This is a genomic window from Actinoplanes sp. KI2, from assembly GCF_025630775.1.
Lineage (GTDB): Bacteria > Actinomycetota > Actinomycetes > Mycobacteriales > Micromonosporaceae > Actinoplanes.
Genome location: NZ_JAOSZE010000028.1, coordinates 22,217 through 36,994, shown reverse-complemented (window position 1 = coordinate 36,994; position 14,778 = coordinate 22,217). Strand labels below are relative to the sequence as shown.

Sequence of the window (14,778 nt, the reverse complement as noted above, 5' to 3'; positions counted from 1 at the left end):
GTTCTTCGCCGAGCTGGTCTGACCGGAAAGGAAACGGCAGCACCGGCCCGCGGGCGCCGGTGCTGCCGTGGTGGCGCTTCGTCAGCCGCCGATGGTGCAGAGCGAGTCGATCTTCTCGCCGTCCTTGTTGACCTGGTCCAGCAGGCTCGGCGGAACGCTGCCGGTCTTCGCCGCGTCCAGCACCTTCTGGTAGTCGTTGGCCAGCGTCGTCATGGCGTCCCGGACCTCATCGTGCGTTGCCTTCGCGGCCGCCGCGTTCAGCTCGTCGATGGTCTTCTGAATCGTGGCGGCGTTGGGCGTCGTGCTGGCGTTGTTGATGATCGCGGCCTTGCCGTCGGTGCAGCCGGGGTCCAGGTAGGTCGAGTTGAGAACCACCGCGCCGACGATGACGCCGCCGGCCATGAGGACGAGCGAGATGATGACACCGGCGACAGCCAGGCCGCGACCCTTCGCCTTGCCCGCGCCGGTCTTGAAGATGGCGATCAGGCTGAGGATGAACCCGATCGGCGCGGCGATGATGGCGAGGATGAACCCGGCGACGGCCAGACCGCTGCGGCCCTGCGGCTGCTGGGGCGTCGGGGGAGCCGGGTAGTTGTAGTTCTGGCCGGGTTGCGGCGGAAGCTGCTCGTTGATCGACACTTGATTCCCATCCCGTTAATTGCGTTGGTGAGCGCCCCGCGACGGTACTGGCTTCACAGCCATTCTTCAGCCCCGTGTCAGATTGTTATCCATCTAAATAGACTGACCAGAGATGTGGTTTTCGGCCCGAATCCGCCTCGTTCCCCCGGGCGGGGCGTTCCTTGACTCCACAAGTAAAGGGGTCGCTCGGGCCGTTCCCGAAGCTCAAGTCCATGATCCGACCAGGGCCGCTACCTCGTGAGACGGCGTCTCACCTTCGGCACGACCGCGATCGGGTGAGATGGCCACTCACCGCCGCCCCGATTGGCAGGATGTGGTCGATGGACACCTGGAACGCGATCAGAACCGAACGCGCCGCGCTGGCCGACGCGCTGAACCAGCTGTCCGGCGACTCCTGGAACCGTCCGTCGCTCTGCGCCGGCTGGTCCGTGCGGGAGGTGGTCGCGCACCTGATCGCGACCGCTCGGATGACGCCACCGAAGTTCTTCGGCCGGATGATCGCCAGCGGCTTCCGGTTCGACGCGATGACCGCCGCCGCCATCCGCCAGGTCCTGGACGGGCACGACAACGGCGAGCTGGTGGCGCTCTACCGAGCACTGGTGGACGCCCGGTCCGCCCCGCCCGGCCCGGCGACCTCCTGGCTGGGCGAGACGATCGTGCACGGCGAGGACATCTTCCGGGCGCTCGGCGGCTACCGCGAGCACCCGGCCGACCACGTGGTCGCGGTGGCCCACTTCTACGCCGGCAGCAACATGCTGATCGGCGCGAAGAACCGGATCGCCGGGCTGAGACTGCGCGCCACCGACGCGACCTGGACCCACGGCGACGGCCCGGAGGCGGCCGGCCCGCTGGTCGCCCTGGTGCTGGCGATGACCGGCCGGGTCGTGGCGACCGAGGACCTGACCGGCGACGGTGTGCCGCTACTTCGCGAGCGGAGTTAACCCCTCGCCGCTCAGGACGTACGCACCGGCCAGTGTGGGCGCGGTGGCCAACTCCACGATGCGGTCGCCCGCGGACCTCGGCGTCAGCGGCGAGGGGCCGGCCGAGTTGCCGTACGCCCGGATCGCCGCGTTGCCGATCACCGTGCCGGGCGTGACCACCGGAAGCACGGTCGTCATCGTGATCCCCAGGTCCCGGGCGTCGGCCGCCGCGTAGCTCGTGATCAGCCGGACGGTCGCCTTCGCGCCCGCGTAGCCGCCGCTCAGCGGTGACCCGCGCAGCTCGGCCCCGCTGCCGAACACGATCACCCGGGACCCGGCCGCGAGCGGAAGCCGCAGCGCCGCTCGCAGCCAGCCGAAGGCGATCCGCACGTCGGCCTGCCAGTTCGCCGAGAACGTCGCCCAGGTGTGCTCGTTCAGCGGCCGCATCACCGGGATCGCCCCCGCCGTGATCACCAGCAGGTCCGGCCGGTGCGCGAACAGCACCTTGTCGGCGAATGCCTCGTCGGTGGCGTCGCCCCGCTCATGGGCGAACCCGGTCACCGCCGAGCGGGACACCACCGTCACGTGTGCTCCCGCGTGGCTCGCCGCCTTCGACACGCCGAGCCCGAGCCCGCGGCTGCCGCCGACCACCACCACGGACCGTCCCGCGATCCCTGTCATCGGTTCCTCCACAACTGTCGGTTCAGTCATGGAGATCCCGGCCGGCGGGCAGATTCACCGGCAGCCCGAAAATCGGGAAGAGCTCCGGCTGTAGGAAGGCGTGGATCCGCCGGACGCCGCCCGGCGCGAGATCGAGCACCTGCAGCGCGTGCGCTTCGTCGTGGACATATACCGCGTACGTGGGCTGGCCGTTGGCCGGCGGTGCGACCGGGCGTACCTGGAAGAATCCCGGTTCGCGGAAAACGTGCGCGCCGAGGAAGCCGAGCACCGGCCCGCGCCCGGCGAACCACGTCGCTACCGGCGGCATCTCCAGGATGACGTCCTCCCGGAGCACCGCGGCCAGGGCACCCACGTCGGCGCGGGTCCACGCGTCGACGTACCGGAGCAGCCGGGCCCGCATCTCCGGAGTGGTCGGCTCGCTCATCTCGGCCGGATCGGGCGCCTCCCGCGACATGCGCTCACGAGCGCGCAGGAGTGCGCTGTTCACCGCGACCGTCGTGGTGTCGAGCACGGTGGCCACGTCGTCGGCCGGCAGGTCCGCGACGTCCCGCAGGATCAGGACCGCTCGCTGCCGCGCCGGCAGGTGCTGCAATGCGGCGACGAACGCGAGCCGCACCTGCTCGCGCGCGCCGGCCGCCTCGGCGGGATCGATCGGAAGCGGTCCGAGCCACGGCGTTTCCGCAGGCGCAGCCCGGACGGCGGCGTTCCAGTCGGATGCCGGGCCGCCCAGCGTGGCGGGCAGGAAGCGTCGCTCGCGCTGTTCGAGCGAGCGCAGGCAGACGTTCGTGGCGATCTGGTGCAGCCACGTTCGCATCGACGCCCGGCGCTCGAACCGATCGAAGCCGCGCCACGCCCGCAGGTACGTCTCCTGCACCGCGTCCTCGGCGTCCGCCGCCGATCCGAGCATCCGATAGCAATGCGCCAGGATCTCTCGCCGCAGCGGCCCGGCCTCGTCGACGAACGCCGGCTCCACCATGCGCGCACCCCTCCGCAGGCATCGATCCGCCCGGCGGAAGAACTCACCGGGCCGACACGGAAGATTCTGTCGCGCGCCTCGACGGGCGGGAACTCCCTGCCGGGGCGAACTCAATCGCTCTGGGTGGTGAGCGCGATCGTGTGCGCATGCGCGGCCGCGCTGATCGCCGGCGCCTCCTTGCGACCGCGGAACCGTCCCAGTACCGCCCCGAGCAGGACCCCGGCGGCGGCCATGACGGCCATCAGGATCGCGGCCCGGGACAGGCCCGCGGCGAGGGCGTCGGCGTCGCTCGCCCCGGCGGCCTTGTGGTTGGCGATCGCCGCCGTGTAGACCGTCGCCGTGGCGGCCGTCGCGAGCGAGCCGCCCACGTACCGGGCCATGTTGGAGATGCCGGACGCCTGGCCGACCTCGGACGGCTCGACCGCGGAGGTGGACGCGGACGACGCCGGCCCGTTCGCGAGCCCGAGACCGATCGCCATGACCACGAGCGGGATCACGAAGTACCCGTAGGTCCACGAGGACTTGGCGAAGCCGAGCGCCGCGAAACCGACCGCGGACAGCAGGAAGCCGAGCACGACCGCCTGCCGCGAACCGATCTTCACGGCGACCGGGGTGATCAGCGGCGTGATCGCAATCATCACGGCCACCGCGGGCAGTGTCGCAAGACCCGCCTGCAGCGCGCTCATCGAGAACCCGGCCGAGTCCTGGAAGTAGAGGCTCAGCACGTACATCAGGCCGTTGATGGTGCCGGCCACGAGCAGGATCGCGATCGTGGAACCGACCAGCACCCGGTTGCGGAAGAGCGCGAGGTCGACCAGCGGCGCGGTGACCCGCTTCTCGGCGAGCACGAAGCCGACCACGCCGAGCGCGGCGAGCACGAAACACCCCAGCGTCGCGGCCGACGCCCAGCCCCAGTCCCCGCCCTCGCTGAGCGCCAGCACCAGCGGCACCAGGATGACCGCGATGAGCACCGTCCCGGCCCAGTCGATCGAACGCGACCGGTTCGGATCGCTCGACTCCTTCACCATGAACAGCGTCACCGGGATGCACGCGGCCGCGATCGCCGCGTCGATCCAGAACAGGCCCTGCCAGCCGGTCGACTCCACCAGCACGCCGCCGACCAGCGGGCCGGCCGCGCCGCCCGCGGCCGAGGCCGCGCCCCACAGCGTGATCGCCTTCATCTGCGCCGGGCCGGACGAGTCGACCGAAAGCAGGCTCATGCCGCAGGCCAGGATCGTCGAGCCGGCCGCGCCCTGGATCATCCGGCCGGCGATCACCCCGGCACCCGAGGTGGAGAGCGCGATCAGCACGCAGGAGGCCACGAACAGCAGCAGGCCGCCAAGGAAGATCTTGCGGCGGCCGAACACGTCGCCGAGTGCTCCGGAGGTCACGATGACCGCGGCGCCGACCAGCATGTAGCCGGTCACCGCCCACTGCAGGGTGGAGACCGGCGTGCCGGTGTCCTCGCTGATCGCCGGCAGCAGGATGGTCACCGCCGAGGTGTTCGCGTTGACCACCAGGGTCGACACGCAGGCGGCGATCAGCACTCCGAGACCGGCGGCCTTGCCGGTGCCGGTCTTCGCGTCCAGCTCGGCCATGTTCTGCCTCCTGGAGAGTCGGATGCTCGCCAGTCTTCGCAACCATCAAGACCGGCACATCGCCCGGCGCGGATGATCCGCCCGCCCGCGCCGGAAACCCCATCCGTCGCGAATGATGACCATCAGGCGCCACCGCCCCGAGACTGGGGCCGCGTGAACGCGGGCGTAGACGACCGGCGCAGCCGCAACTCCGTCAAACGTCGGAAGGGGAGTCGCTGTGGTAGCCGACGAGGTGCTCCGGGACCGAATCAAGTCGCTGATGCCGAGGGCGCGCGACGACCTGGCCGCCATGGTGGCGTTCAAATCCGTGCACGACGCCGCACAGTTCCCGCCGAGCGAGTGCGACGCGATGGTCGACTGGCTGCTCGGCACGTTCCGGGAGGCGGGCTTCGCCGACGTCCAGGCGTACGAGACGCCGGACGGCAGCAAAGCGGTCTGCGGCGAGCGGAAGGGCCCGGAGGGCGCGCCCACGGTGTTGCTCTATTTCCACCACGACGTGCAGCCGCCGCTCGACGACTCGGCCTGGAACACCCCGGTCTGGGAGCTCACCGAGGTCGACGGCCGGTGGTACGGCCGGGGTGCCGCCGACTGCAAGGGCAACATCGTCACCCACCTGACCGCGTTGCGGGCGCTCGGCGACGATCTGCCGGTCACCGTGAAGATCGTCGGGGAGGGCTCCGAGGAGCAGGGCACCGGCGGGCTCGAGGCGTTCGTGCCCGCGCACGCCGACCTGCTGCGATCGGATGCGATCCTGGTCTGCGACGCCGGCAACTTCGCGGTCGGCGTGCCCGCGGTCACCAGCACCCTGCGCGGCCTCGCGAACGTCGTGGTCAGCGTGGACACGATGGCCGGCCCGATGCACTCCGGCATGTTCGGCGGCGCGGCGCCGGACGCCCTCGCCGCGCTCATCCAGATGCTTTCCACGCTCCGCGACGACCAGGGCAACTCGACCGTACGCGGGCTGGAGTCGACGCAGGTCTGGCCGGGTGCCGACTACCCGCCGGATCAGTTCCGGGAGGACGCGAGCGTGCTCGACGGCGTGCGCCTGCTCGGCAACGGGCGGGTCGCCGACATGGTCTGGGCCCGTCCCGCGGTGACCGTGCTCGGGATCGACTGCCCGCCGGTGGTCGGCTCGTCGGCGGCGATCCAGCCGCACGCCCGTGCCCGGATCAACCTGCGCGTGCCGCCCGGGATGAACGCCAAGAAGGCGCAGGACGCCCTGATCGCCCATCTGGAGCAGGCCGCGCCGTGGGGCGCCAAGGTGCACATCGAGCGCGAGGCCGACGGCGAGCCGTTCAGCGGCTCCACCAGCGGTCCGGCGTACGACACGCTGACCGGCGCGATGCAGCAGGCCTACCACCGGACGGCGCTGGTCGAGGGGCAGGGCGGATCGATCCCGCTGTGCAACGTCTTCCAGGACACCTTCCCCGACGCCGAGATCATGCTGATCGGCGTGGAGGAGCCGCGCTGTCTCATCCATGCCCCGAACGAGAGCGTCGATCCGTCCGAGATCGAGCACATGGCGTTGGTGGAGGCGCTGTTCCTGAAGAACTATGCAGCCAGCCGGCGCTGAACGGGCCGGCTCCGGCGCCGGCCCCGACGAGCGCTCACTACTGCGGTTCCTGCTGTTCCTCGGCAGCGGCCTGACCGCTGCCGGGGCGGCGGTCAACGAGATCCAGGACCACTTGATGGCGGTGGCCGCGGCCTACGGCGCACCGCATGCGCGTGTCGCGGTGCTCCCCACGTACCTGGAGATCGCGCTCGAACCCGGGCGCGCGGCAACGCTGGAACCCACCCGCACCTTGCGCGGCGTTCTGCGGCTGGACCAGACCGCGGCGCTCTACCAGCTGCTTCGCGAGGCGAAGGACGGCGCGGTGTCGCCGGAGGCGGGCAGCGCGCGGGTGCTCGAGATCGTCGAGATGCGGCCCCGATTCGGTCGCACACTGACCATCTTCGGCCACGCCGTGCTGACCGCCGGCATCTGCCTCGTGCTCCAGCCGACCTGGGGCGACATGGTGCTGGCCGCGCTGTTCGGGCTGATCGTGGGAGCGTTCAAACTGGTCGGCGGCCGGTGGCCCAGCCTGCAACTGATCATGCCGGTGACGGTGGCGTTCATCGTCTCCTCGATCACGTTCCTGCTGGCCGGACCGGGCTGGGCGGACGCCGACCTGCGCGCGATGATCGCACCGCTGGTGACCTTCCTGCCCGGCGCGGCCCTGACCATGTCGGTCGTCGAGCTGTCGGCCGGCGAGATGGTCACCGGGGCGAGCCGATTGGTCTCGGGGGCGCTGCAACTGATGCTGCTGGCGTTCGGGATCACGGCGGGCGCGCAGGTGGTGGGTCTGCCGGCCGCCGACGAGCTGATCGACAGCCCGCAGAACCTGATTGGCTGGTGGGCGCCGTGGCTCGGGGTGCTCGTCGTCGGGCTCGGCACGTACCTATATCACTCCGCTCCGAAACGGTCGTTGCCGTGGCTGATGCTGGTGCTCATCGCAGCGTGGATCGGGCAGTACCTCGGAAGCCAGCTCTTCGGCGGGTACCTGAGCGGATTCTTCGGCGCGCTGGTGATGACGCCGGTGGCGTACTTCGTCGAGCGGCGACCGTCCGGTCCACCCGCGCTGGTGTCGTTCCTGCCGGCCTTCTGGCTGCTGGTTCCGGGCGCCCTCGGCCTGATCGGCGTGGCCGAGTATCTGGGTCAGGACGCGGTCGCGGCGGCCCAGGATCTGCTGGGCACGGTGTGGTCGATGATCGCCATCGCACTCGGCGTTCTCTGCGGTTACCCGCTCTATCGCTCGTTGGCCCGATCGCTGGGGTGGCTTCGGATCCCGTCGTGAGCGCACGTGCTCCGGCCGGTGGCGCCGCAGTGGCATGATCGGATCAGTGGGGATCACTTTGCGGCCACTCGAGGTCGACGACTGGCCGGCCGTGCACGACTGGGCGCGCCTGCTCGACTCCTGCCGCTACCAGGCGTGGGGACCCAACACCGAGGCGGAGACCCAGGCGTACGTGCGCGAGGCCGCGCGCCTGTGGCACCAGCGGCCGCAGACCAGCTTCCCGCACGCGGTCGTCGTCGGTCAGGAGGTCATCGGCCTCGGCGACCTGCACCTGCGGGGGAGCGGACAGGGCGAGATCGGGTACGGGATCCACCCGCGCGCGTGGGCCCGGGGCCTGGGCACGGCCACGGCCCGGGAGCTGCTGCGGATCGCGTTCGAGGAACACGGTGTGCACCGGGTCTACGCCACCTGCGACCCGCGCAACGTGGCCTCCGCCCGGGTCCTCACGAAGATCGGCATGACGCACGAGGGCCGGATGCGGGAGACCGTCCTGATCCGGGACGGCTGGCGCGACTCCGATCTCTTCGCGATTCTGGTGCACGAATGGGAGCGGTTCAGAGCATCGGGGGCTCGTGCTCCGCGTACGGGGGAATCGGGGGCTCGTGCTCCGCGTACGGAGGCATCGGGAGCTCGTGTTCCGCGCCCGGATGACGCCGGGTGAGCTGCGGAGCGCTCAGCGCCCGGGTCATCCGATCGACGTAAATCTGCGCGGCCTCGACGCTGTCCAGCGCGATGGCCCGGCGGCCGCCGGGACTTATCGTGCCGCCCGGGCGTAGCCGTTCCCGGAACTCGCGCATCGCCGCCAGATGGCCGTCGAGCAGGTTCAGCACGTACGCCGAGAGGTCGGCGTGGGCGGCGGGTTCGGCTTCGAGCGTCATGATCACACTCCGGTCGGGTGCAGCGGTACCGCGCCATTCTCGTGAGCCAAGAGGGGCGACCAGGTCATATTCGTGCGAGACTCCCCGGTAGGAGGATGTCTTAGTTTTCTGGGGCAGCGGACGGCGCACCTCCTTCCCGGGGGATGATTCGCGTCGTAAGGTGGTCCGGCGGCTGAACGCACGGTAACGAAGGGTGATCCGATGCGCGCCTCTGTGCTGGAAGTGCGGACGAGTGCCGACGGGAGCGTGGTGATCGCTCCACACGGCGCCGTCGGCCTGGACAAGGCGGTCGAGCTTCGGCAGGTGCTGGTGCACACGGTCCGCCGGGTGCGGCCCTTGCGCCTGATCGTCGATCTGACCGACGTCCCCGAGTTGGATCCGATCAATGTCGGTTCGGTCGCCGCCGCGTGCATCCTCGGTGATGATCATCAAGTGGCGGTATTCGTGCACAACTCGCCGCCGCTGCTCGCCGAACAGCTCACCGCGGCCGGCGTTCCCCACCAAAGGCTTCGCAATTCGATGGCCATTAACTGAATAGTAAATGGCCGCAGGGTTAACGAACCGGATTCGGATCTCCCGCCGATTCCGGAATTGCTTGTGTGCATTACCGTGACGGCGTGTCCGCAGTTATCGAGGCCACGCGAACCATGGCTCGCCGAGCCGTCCAGCCCGAGACACCCGCCCGGCTGCGCCTCTGGGTCGCGGTCACCGTCCTCACCGCCGCCGCCCTCCTCGCCGGCCTGAGCCTGCTGATGGCGCGGGTGCAAAACCAGGTCCGGGTCATCGGGGACCGGGCCGCGCCGCAGGCCGCGACCGCGGCCGATCTGTACTTCGCACTCAGCGATATGGACGCTCAAGTCGCACGCCTGGTGCTCACCGCCGGCAACGACGCGCTCGCCGGCAGCCAGATCGACGCGCTCGGCACCTATCAGGCGCGCAGTCGGCAGGTCGATGCCGATCTGCAGAAGTCGCTGGCCAGTGTGGCCGACAAGGACACCGTGCTGACCCTGCTCGACCAGCTGGCGGTCTATCGCGAGCGGGTCTGGCAAACCCTTACCGCCGGATCGTCCGCGCCGGGCTACTACACCCAGGCGACCAACACCATGCACCTCGGCCTGCTGCCGGCGGCGCAGTCGCTGCGCTCCGCGAGCGAGGAGAGGCTTTCCCAGGCGTACGCGAGCAAGCAAACGACCCAGGCGTGGGCGGTGACGCTCGCGATCGTGCTCGGCGGCGCTCTGCTGGTGCTGCTGTTCGCCCTGCAGGTGTGGCTCGCGCGGCGGTTCCGGCGGGTCTTCAACCCGGCGCTGCTCACGGCCACCGTGCTCACGATCGCGCTGGTCCTGCCGGCGATCGCGGTGCTGCTGCTGCAAGGCGACCAGTTGAGGACGGCGCGATCGGAGAGTCTGACACCGTTCCTGCGGCTGTCCCAGGCGCGGGCGGTGAGCTATGACGCGGCGGCGGATACGAGTCGTTATCTGGTCAGTTCGAAACTCGCCTTCTACGACAACGACTTCAAGCGGAAGTCGGCCTGCCTGACCGGGGACGACCGCGACACGTCGCTGCCGGTCGCGTCCGGCGGCCCGGATGTGAGTCCCGATCAGGCCGGTCAGGTCGTCACGCGGTGGCAGGCCTACGCGCGCGACCATCAGAAGATCGTCGGGCTGGCCGCCTCGGGCCAGCACGACGAGGCGATCGGCGCGTTGACCGGGATCCGGCGCGGGGACGCGGCCTTCGACTTCTCCTACTACGACGCCGCGGTCGCAGAGATCGCGGATGCGCGGAAGAGCGCTTTCGACCGGTCGATGCACGACGCGTCGGTGCTGATGCGCGGCTGGGCGGTCCTCCCGCTGGTGGTGATGGGTCTGGTCATTCTGCTGGTGCCGATCGCGGTCCGCAGACGCCTCGCGGAGTACCGATGACGACGCGGCGGTGGCCCCGTCCTGGGGGAGCTGTGCGAACTCGGATCGTAGGGGTGCTCGCGGCCACCGGACTGCTCGCGGCGTGCTCACCCGCGCCGTCGTCCGCGGTGGCCGAGCCGATCTCCTGCGCTTCCGGGGAGGTCACCGGGCAGGGGTCGTCGGCCCAGGCCAACGCGGTCAGCGCCTGGATCAGGAACTATCAGGTGAGCTGCGCCGACGCGACCGTCTCGTACTCGAGCATCGGCTCGGGCGCGGGAGTTGCCGCGTTCATCGGCGGCGCCGGGGACTTCGCGGGCACCGACTCGCCGCTGGCGGCCGCGGACCGGCCTAAGGCGGCGGCGCGGTGCCAGGGAGCGGCGATCCATCTGCCGATGGTGGTCGGGCCGATCGCGCTGGCCTACAACGTCGCCGGCGTCTCCTCGCTGCGCCTGCAACCGGAGACGATCGCCCGCATCTTCGACGGGCGGATCGCGTCCTGGAACGATCCGGCGGCCCGGCGCGACAACCCCGGCATCGCCCTGCCGGCCACCCCGGTCAGGACCGTGCACCGATCGGACAGCTCCGGCACCACGGACAACTTCACCAAGTTCCTCGCCGGGACGGCCGGACCGGAGTGGAACCACGGCTCCGGCAGCACCTGGAAGGCGTCCGGCGGCCTCGCCGAGAAGGGCAGCAACCAGATCGTCGCCACGATCGAACGGACGGACGGCGCCATCGGCTACGTCGAGGCGTCCTACGCGCGCTTCCACAACCTGCCGACCGCGGCGGTGGGCACCGGCGCCGGCGCCTTCACCGCCCTGACCGACGAGGCGGCGGCCCGGATGATCGGATCCGCTCGGATCACCGGCAGCGGCGGCGACCTTGAACTTTCGATCGACTACCGGTCGGCGTCGGCCGATGCGTATCCGATCGTTCTGGTCACCTACGAGGTCGTCTGCAAGACCGGCACACCGGCTCTGGTCAAAAGCTTCTTGACGTACGCATCGAGCCCGGCGGGGCAGGCCGCCGCGACTCGGCTCGGTTACGCGCCGTTGCCTGAGGACCTGCGGGGGAGGGTGGCGAAGGCGGTCGCGGGCCTCTAAGCACTACCCGACCCCGATGCCATCTGCTGACAAATCACTCTTTCGAGGACAGCTCGCGCCCCGAAAGTGACCAGCCCGGGCCGCCGTGAATCCGGTGGCGGCCCGGGCTGGATCGCGGCGCTTCGTCAGGCGGCGGTGTCGACCAACTGCTTGGCCCGCTCCGGCCAGCTCGCGATGCCGGACGCGGCGCGGACGCCGGTGGCGGCCAGGGCCGCCCGCAGGGTGGCCTCGTCCGAGTCGGCGAGCTGCTGGTAGGTGGTGATCCCCGCGGCGGTGAGTGCCGTGGCCATCTTCGGCCCGATGCCCGGGATCTTCGTGAGGTTGTCGACCTTCACCGCGGTGGCCACTGCGGTCGCGCCCGGCTCGGCAACGGGTTCGGCCTCGACGGCCGCCGCAACCGGCTCGGCGACCGCGACCGGCTCGGCGACCGCGACCGCGACCGCGACCGGCTCGGCGACCGCGGCAGGCTGTGGCTCAGCGACGGTGACAGGCTCGGCGACGGCAGCGGGCTCAGGCTCGGCAGCGGTGACGGGCTCAGGCTCGGCAACGACGACGGGCTCAGCGACGGCAGCTGGCTCTGCCTCGGCCAGGGCGACGGGCTCAGCCTCAGCCTCAGCCTCAGCAACGGCGACCGCCTCGGCGGCGGGCTCGGCAACGGCGGCGGGCTCGGCAACGGCGACCGGCTCGGCGGCCTCGACGGGCTTGGGCTCGCTGGCGACGGGCTCGGGCTCGGCGACAGCTTCGGGCTCGGTCGCGGCGACCGGCTCGGCTTCGGCTTCCGGGTCGGTGGTGGTCGCAGCTGCGGCGGGTGCGGCCTCAACCTGCTCGGTTGCGGCGGCGACCTCGGGAGTGGCGGTCGTAGGGACGGGCGTGGTCGCATCGGCCGGCTGCGTCGAGCCGGTCCGCATGCCACGCAGGAACCAGCCGCCGACCAGGCCGATCACGACCCCGGCGACCAAAGAAAAAAACGAAGCCATGAAGGGCCTCCGGACAATGAGAACTGCGGATGTAGCGCGCAGCTTTGCACATCGTCGCCTTTGCGCACCATGAGGGTGGCACGTTCAGATCCGATCCGTCCTTACCGTCGGTCACCATCGGTCATCGAGTCGATACGGCTGGTTCGGGGGCGGACGGCTCGGCCGGAAGGCTCGCCACCGTCCCTGAACGCTCGCATATGGACGGCCCGCCGTCGGCACATGTGATCGAGAACGGTCACGGCCGATCCGGTTGGTCGTGGGGTGTCGGGATCGATCGCGGTGTGGGTGACTTTAGGTGCAACGAGCCTGACTGAACGTCGGTGATCGAGACCCGGTCGAAGGACTCCGCCGGAACGATGATCGTCGTTGGGTGGTGGCGCGGCCGGTGCGTCAGGGGGCTGGTAACCGGCCGCGCCGTCCGGCCATGGCACCGGCCCGCGTGGAGTCCGCCGCAATGTCGAACGACCACAACCGCCGCCACCCCTCCGCCCACCGACCGCATTACGAGACCGGCCGGCCGCACCCCGAGGCTGGCACGCACTACGAGGGCGGGCGGCCGCACTCCGAGGCTGGGCCGCATTACGAGGGCAGCGGGCCACATGCCCAGCACGGGCAGCCGGGCGGCCGCGCCTATCCGCCGGCCGGCCGGCCCGCGATGCAGGCCGGCCAGCCCGCGATGCCGGGCGCGGATTATCGTGCCGGCAGCGATGGGCGGGCCGGCCACAGTGCGCCGTCGAGCAGCGCGCAGTCCGGTGGTCCGCGGCCCGGTGGTCCGCAGTCCGGTGGTCCGCAGTCGGGTGGTCCGCAGTCCGGTGGTCCGCAGTCCGGTGGTCCGCAGTCGGGTGGTCCGCAGTCCGGTGGTCCGCAGTCCGGTGGTCCGCAGCCCGGTGGCCCGCAGCCCGGTGGCCCGCAGTCCGGTGGTCCGCAGTCCGGTGGTCCGCAGTCCGCGCCGCGGAAGCGAACCCGGTGGCTGCTGGTGTTCGGCGGGTTGTTCGTGGTCATGATTCTGGGACTTGCCGGACTGCTCGCTTACGCTCTCGGCTGGCCCGGCCCGGTCATGAAAGCTCTCGGCATCGACCAGAACACCGGGAAGGCCGCCGGCGGCAGGATGAACCAGCCGATCGCCGACGGGACTTTCGAGTTCACGGTGACGGCCGCGCGATGCGGCGTGCACCAGGTCGGGGAGGGCAACGCCGGTCAACCCGCCCAGGGCCAGTTCTGCCTGGTCGACGTCACGGTCAAGAACGTCGGAGGCACACCGGTCATCTTCGACGACGTCTCGCAGACCGCCTACGACGGGACCGGCAACCAGTATTCGGCCGACGCGTCGGCCGACGTCATCGCGAACAAGGACCGGCCCGCCTTCCTCCAGGCGATCGATCCGGGCGCCACCGTTCAGGGCCGGCTCGCGTTCGACATCTCCACGCGGGAGAAGCTCACCGCGATCGTTCTGCACGAGTCGATCTTCTCGGACGGGGTACGCATCCCGCTGGTTTCCTGAAACGCCGGGCGGCGCGGTCGCGACGTACGGAACGATCGGCCGCACGCCGCGACGGTCGCGCCGGGGTCAGGACCGACGGCCTCGCATCGCGCCCTCGGCGAGGGCGATGCCGCCCGCCGCCAGTGCGATCTGGAGTATCAGTTCGATCCAGTCGACGCCGGGGGTCTTGGCGACGCCGAGCAGGGCGGCGATGAACGTGCCGATCAGCGCGGCCACGATGCCGATGAGGAGGGTCAGCCAGAAGCCGATCTTCTGTTTCCCGGGGAGCACCAGGCGGCCGAGCAACCCGATGACGAGCCCGATGATGATGGCCGAGACGATGCCGGTGATTTCCATGACGTCCTCCCGCTTGTCGAGGCCGGCCCGGATGGCCGCCTAGTCGAGGTCGACGATTTCCCGCCCCAGCGGCCAGAACGCCACCGGGACCAGCTTGAAGTTGGCGATGCCGAACGGGATGCCGATGATCGTCAGGCACTGGGCGATACCGGTCACCAGGTGGGTGAGCGCCAGCCACCAGCCGGCCACGATCACCCAGAGGATGTTGCCGATGCCGGAGGCGACGCCCGCGCCGGGGCGCGCGACCACCGTGCGGCCGAACGGCCACAGTGCGTAAACCGCCAGCCGCAGCGAGGCGATGCCGAAGGGAATGGTCACGATGAGCACGAAACAGATCAGAGCGGCGAACCCGTAGGCGATCGCGAGCAGGAAGCCGCTGCCGAAGATGAACCACAGAATGTTCAGGATGAGCCTCACGCCCTCCAGCATGACTCGTT

The 14,778-nt window shown here is 70.4% G+C and carries 16 protein-coding genes; 8 read left to right on the top strand and 8 right to left on the bottom strand.

Annotated elements, in window-relative coordinates:
- Positions 1 to 81: 81 nt before the first annotated feature.
- On the bottom strand, positions 82 to 639 hold the full coding sequence (locus tag ODJ79_RS28105) for a DUF4190 domain-containing protein (protein ID WP_263026599.1): 558 nt from the start codon (positions 637 to 639) through the stop codon (positions 82 to 84).
- Between the two features lie 320 nt (positions 640 to 959).
- On the opposite strand from ODJ79_RS28105, the gene ODJ79_RS28100 reads away from it, so the two are divergent.
- A complete protein-coding gene (locus ODJ79_RS28100) occupies positions 960 to 1,580 on the top strand; it encodes a maleylpyruvate isomerase family mycothiol-dependent enzyme (protein ID WP_263026598.1) in 621 nt (206 codons plus the stop codon).
- On the opposite strand, the gene ODJ79_RS28095 is transcribed toward ODJ79_RS28100, so the two are convergent.
- The 3 genes from ODJ79_RS28095 to ODJ79_RS28085 all read right to left on the bottom strand — a co-directional run bounded on the left by ODJ79_RS28095 (position 1,560) and on the right by ODJ79_RS28085 (position 4,814).
- Positions 1,560 to 2,240, bottom strand: a complete 681-nt coding sequence (locus tag ODJ79_RS28095) for an SDR family oxidoreductase (RefSeq protein WP_263026597.1) — start codon at positions 2,238 to 2,240, stop codon at positions 1,560 to 1,562. The genes ODJ79_RS28100 and ODJ79_RS28095 overlap by 21 nt on opposite strands.
- A 22-nt stretch (positions 2,241 to 2,262) precedes the next feature.
- Positions 2,263 to 3,216 (bottom strand): RNA polymerase subunit sigma-70, encoded by a 954-nt coding sequence (locus ODJ79_RS28090; protein ID WP_263026596.1) that lies wholly within the window; start codon positions 3,214 to 3,216, stop codon positions 2,263 to 2,265.
- A 110-nt stretch (positions 3,217 to 3,326) separates the two neighbouring features.
- Positions 3,327 to 4,814 (bottom strand): MFS transporter, encoded by a 1,488-nt coding sequence (locus ODJ79_RS28085; RefSeq protein ID WP_263026595.1) that lies wholly within the window; start codon positions 4,812 to 4,814, stop codon positions 3,327 to 3,329.
- Between the two features lie 217 nt (positions 4,815 to 5,031).
- Between ODJ79_RS28085 and ODJ79_RS28080 the strand changes: the two genes are divergently transcribed.
- Genes ODJ79_RS28080 through ODJ79_RS28070 form a run of 3 tightly spaced genes read left to right on the top strand, consistent with a single transcriptional unit; the run spans position 5,032 to position 8,309 of the window.
- Positions 5,032 to 6,387, top strand: a complete 1,356-nt coding sequence (locus tag ODJ79_RS28080) for a dipeptidase (RefSeq protein ID WP_263026594.1) — start codon at positions 5,032 to 5,034, stop codon at positions 6,385 to 6,387.
- Complete coding sequence (locus ODJ79_RS28075; RefSeq protein WP_263026593.1) at positions 6,368 to 7,648, top strand: threonine/serine exporter ThrE family protein; 1,281 nt, start codon at positions 6,368 to 6,370, stop codon at positions 7,646 to 7,648. Before ODJ79_RS28080 ends, ODJ79_RS28075 begins: the two co-directional genes overlap by 20 nt.
- A 46-nt stretch (positions 7,649 to 7,694) precedes the next feature.
- Positions 7,695 to 8,309, top strand: coding sequence for a GNAT family N-acetyltransferase (locus ODJ79_RS28070; RefSeq protein ID WP_263026592.1), 615 nt, complete (start codon positions 7,695 to 7,697; stop codon positions 8,307 to 8,309).
- Here ODJ79_RS28070 and ODJ79_RS28065 read toward each other — a convergent pair.
- Positions 8,203 to 8,526 carry a hypothetical protein gene (locus ODJ79_RS28065; RefSeq protein ID WP_263026591.1) on the bottom strand — a complete coding sequence of 108 codons (324 nt, stop codon included), beginning with the start codon at positions 8,524 to 8,526 and terminating at the stop codon, positions 8,203 to 8,205. The two genes, ODJ79_RS28070 and ODJ79_RS28065, sit on opposite strands and share 107 nt — an antisense overlap.
- 201 nt (positions 8,527 to 8,727) lie before the next feature.
- Here ODJ79_RS28065 and ODJ79_RS28060 point away from each other — a divergent pair, with 201 nt between their 5' ends.
- From ODJ79_RS28060 to pstS, 3 genes are all read left to right on the top strand, one after another.
- Positions 8,728 to 9,060 (top strand): hypothetical protein, encoded by a 333-nt coding sequence (locus tag ODJ79_RS28060; RefSeq protein WP_263026590.1) that lies wholly within the window; start codon positions 8,728 to 8,730, stop codon positions 9,058 to 9,060.
- An 83-nt stretch (positions 9,061 to 9,143) separates the two neighbouring features.
- Positions 9,144 to 10,445, top strand: coding sequence for a hypothetical protein (locus tag ODJ79_RS28055; RefSeq protein ID WP_263026589.1), 1,302 nt, complete (start codon positions 9,144 to 9,146; stop codon positions 10,443 to 10,445).
- Positions 10,446 to 10,477: 32 nt separating this feature from the next.
- Positions 10,478 to 11,527 carry a phosphate ABC transporter substrate-binding protein PstS gene (pstS, locus tag ODJ79_RS28050; RefSeq protein WP_263026588.1) on the top strand — a complete coding sequence of 350 codons (1,050 nt, stop codon included), beginning with the start codon at positions 10,478 to 10,480 and terminating at the stop codon, positions 11,525 to 11,527.
- A gap of 125 nt (positions 11,528 to 11,652) precedes the next feature.
- On the opposite strand, the gene ODJ79_RS28045 is transcribed toward pstS, so the two are convergent.
- Positions 11,653 to 12,504: a helix-hairpin-helix domain-containing protein gene (locus tag ODJ79_RS28045; RefSeq protein WP_263026587.1), complete on the bottom strand. Its 852-nt coding sequence runs from the start codon at positions 12,502 to 12,504 to the stop codon at positions 11,653 to 11,655.
- A gap of 454 nt (positions 12,505 to 12,958) precedes the next feature.
- Here ODJ79_RS28045 and ODJ79_RS28040 point away from each other — a divergent pair, with 454 nt between their 5' ends.
- A complete protein-coding gene (locus ODJ79_RS28040) occupies positions 12,959 to 14,005 on the top strand; it encodes a DUF4352 domain-containing protein (RefSeq protein ID WP_263026586.1) in 1,047 nt (348 codons plus the stop codon).
- Between the two features lie 66 nt (positions 14,006 to 14,071).
- On the opposite strand, the gene ODJ79_RS28035 is transcribed toward ODJ79_RS28040, so the two are convergent.
- Both ODJ79_RS28035 and ODJ79_RS28030 read right to left on the bottom strand, forming a co-directional pair.
- Positions 14,072 to 14,341: a GlsB/YeaQ/YmgE family stress response membrane protein gene (locus tag ODJ79_RS28035; RefSeq protein WP_263026585.1), complete on the bottom strand. Its 270-nt coding sequence runs from the start codon at positions 14,339 to 14,341 to the stop codon at positions 14,072 to 14,074.
- A gap of 39 nt (positions 14,342 to 14,380) precedes the next feature.
- The gene (locus ODJ79_RS28030) at positions 14,381 to 14,758 is read right to left on the bottom strand and encodes a YccF domain-containing protein (RefSeq protein ID WP_263026584.1); all 378 of its coding nucleotides are present in this window, start codon (positions 14,756 to 14,758) and stop codon (positions 14,381 to 14,383) included.
- Positions 14,759 to 14,778: the final 20 nt, after the last annotated feature.

Coding starts and splice junctions, on each gene's coding strand:
- ODJ79_RS28100 (WP_263026598.1), top strand. CDS start 960: ATGGACACCTGGAACGCGATCAGAACCGAACGCGCCGCGCTGGCCGAC.
- ODJ79_RS28045 (WP_263026587.1), bottom strand. CDS start 12,504: ATGGCTTCGTTTTTTTCTTTGGTCGCCGGGGTCGTGATCGGCCTGGTC.
- ODJ79_RS28065 (WP_263026591.1), bottom strand. CDS start 8,526: ATGACGCTCGAAGCCGAACCCGCCGCCCACGCCGACCTCTCGGCGTAC.
- ODJ79_RS28040 (WP_263026586.1), top strand. CDS start 12,959: ATGTCGAACGACCACAACCGCCGCCACCCCTCCGCCCACCGACCGCAT.
- ODJ79_RS28090 (WP_263026596.1), bottom strand. CDS start 3,216: ATGGTGGAGCCGGCGTTCGTCGACGAGGCCGGGCCGCTGCGGCGAGAG.
- ODJ79_RS28085 (WP_263026595.1), bottom strand. CDS start 4,814: ATGGCCGAGCTGGACGCGAAGACCGGCACCGGCAAGGCCGCCGGTCTC.
- ODJ79_RS28060 (WP_263026590.1), top strand. CDS start 8,728: ATGCGCGCCTCTGTGCTGGAAGTGCGGACGAGTGCCGACGGGAGCGTG.
- ODJ79_RS28035 (WP_263026585.1), bottom strand. CDS start 14,341: ATGGAAATCACCGGCATCGTCTCGGCCATCATCATCGGGCTCGTCATC.
- ODJ79_RS28075 (WP_263026593.1), top strand. CDS start 6,368: ATGCAGCCAGCCGGCGCTGAACGGGCCGGCTCCGGCGCCGGCCCCGAC.
- ODJ79_RS28095 (WP_263026597.1), bottom strand. CDS start 2,240: ATGACAGGGATCGCGGGACGGTCCGTGGTGGTGGTCGGCGGCAGCCGC.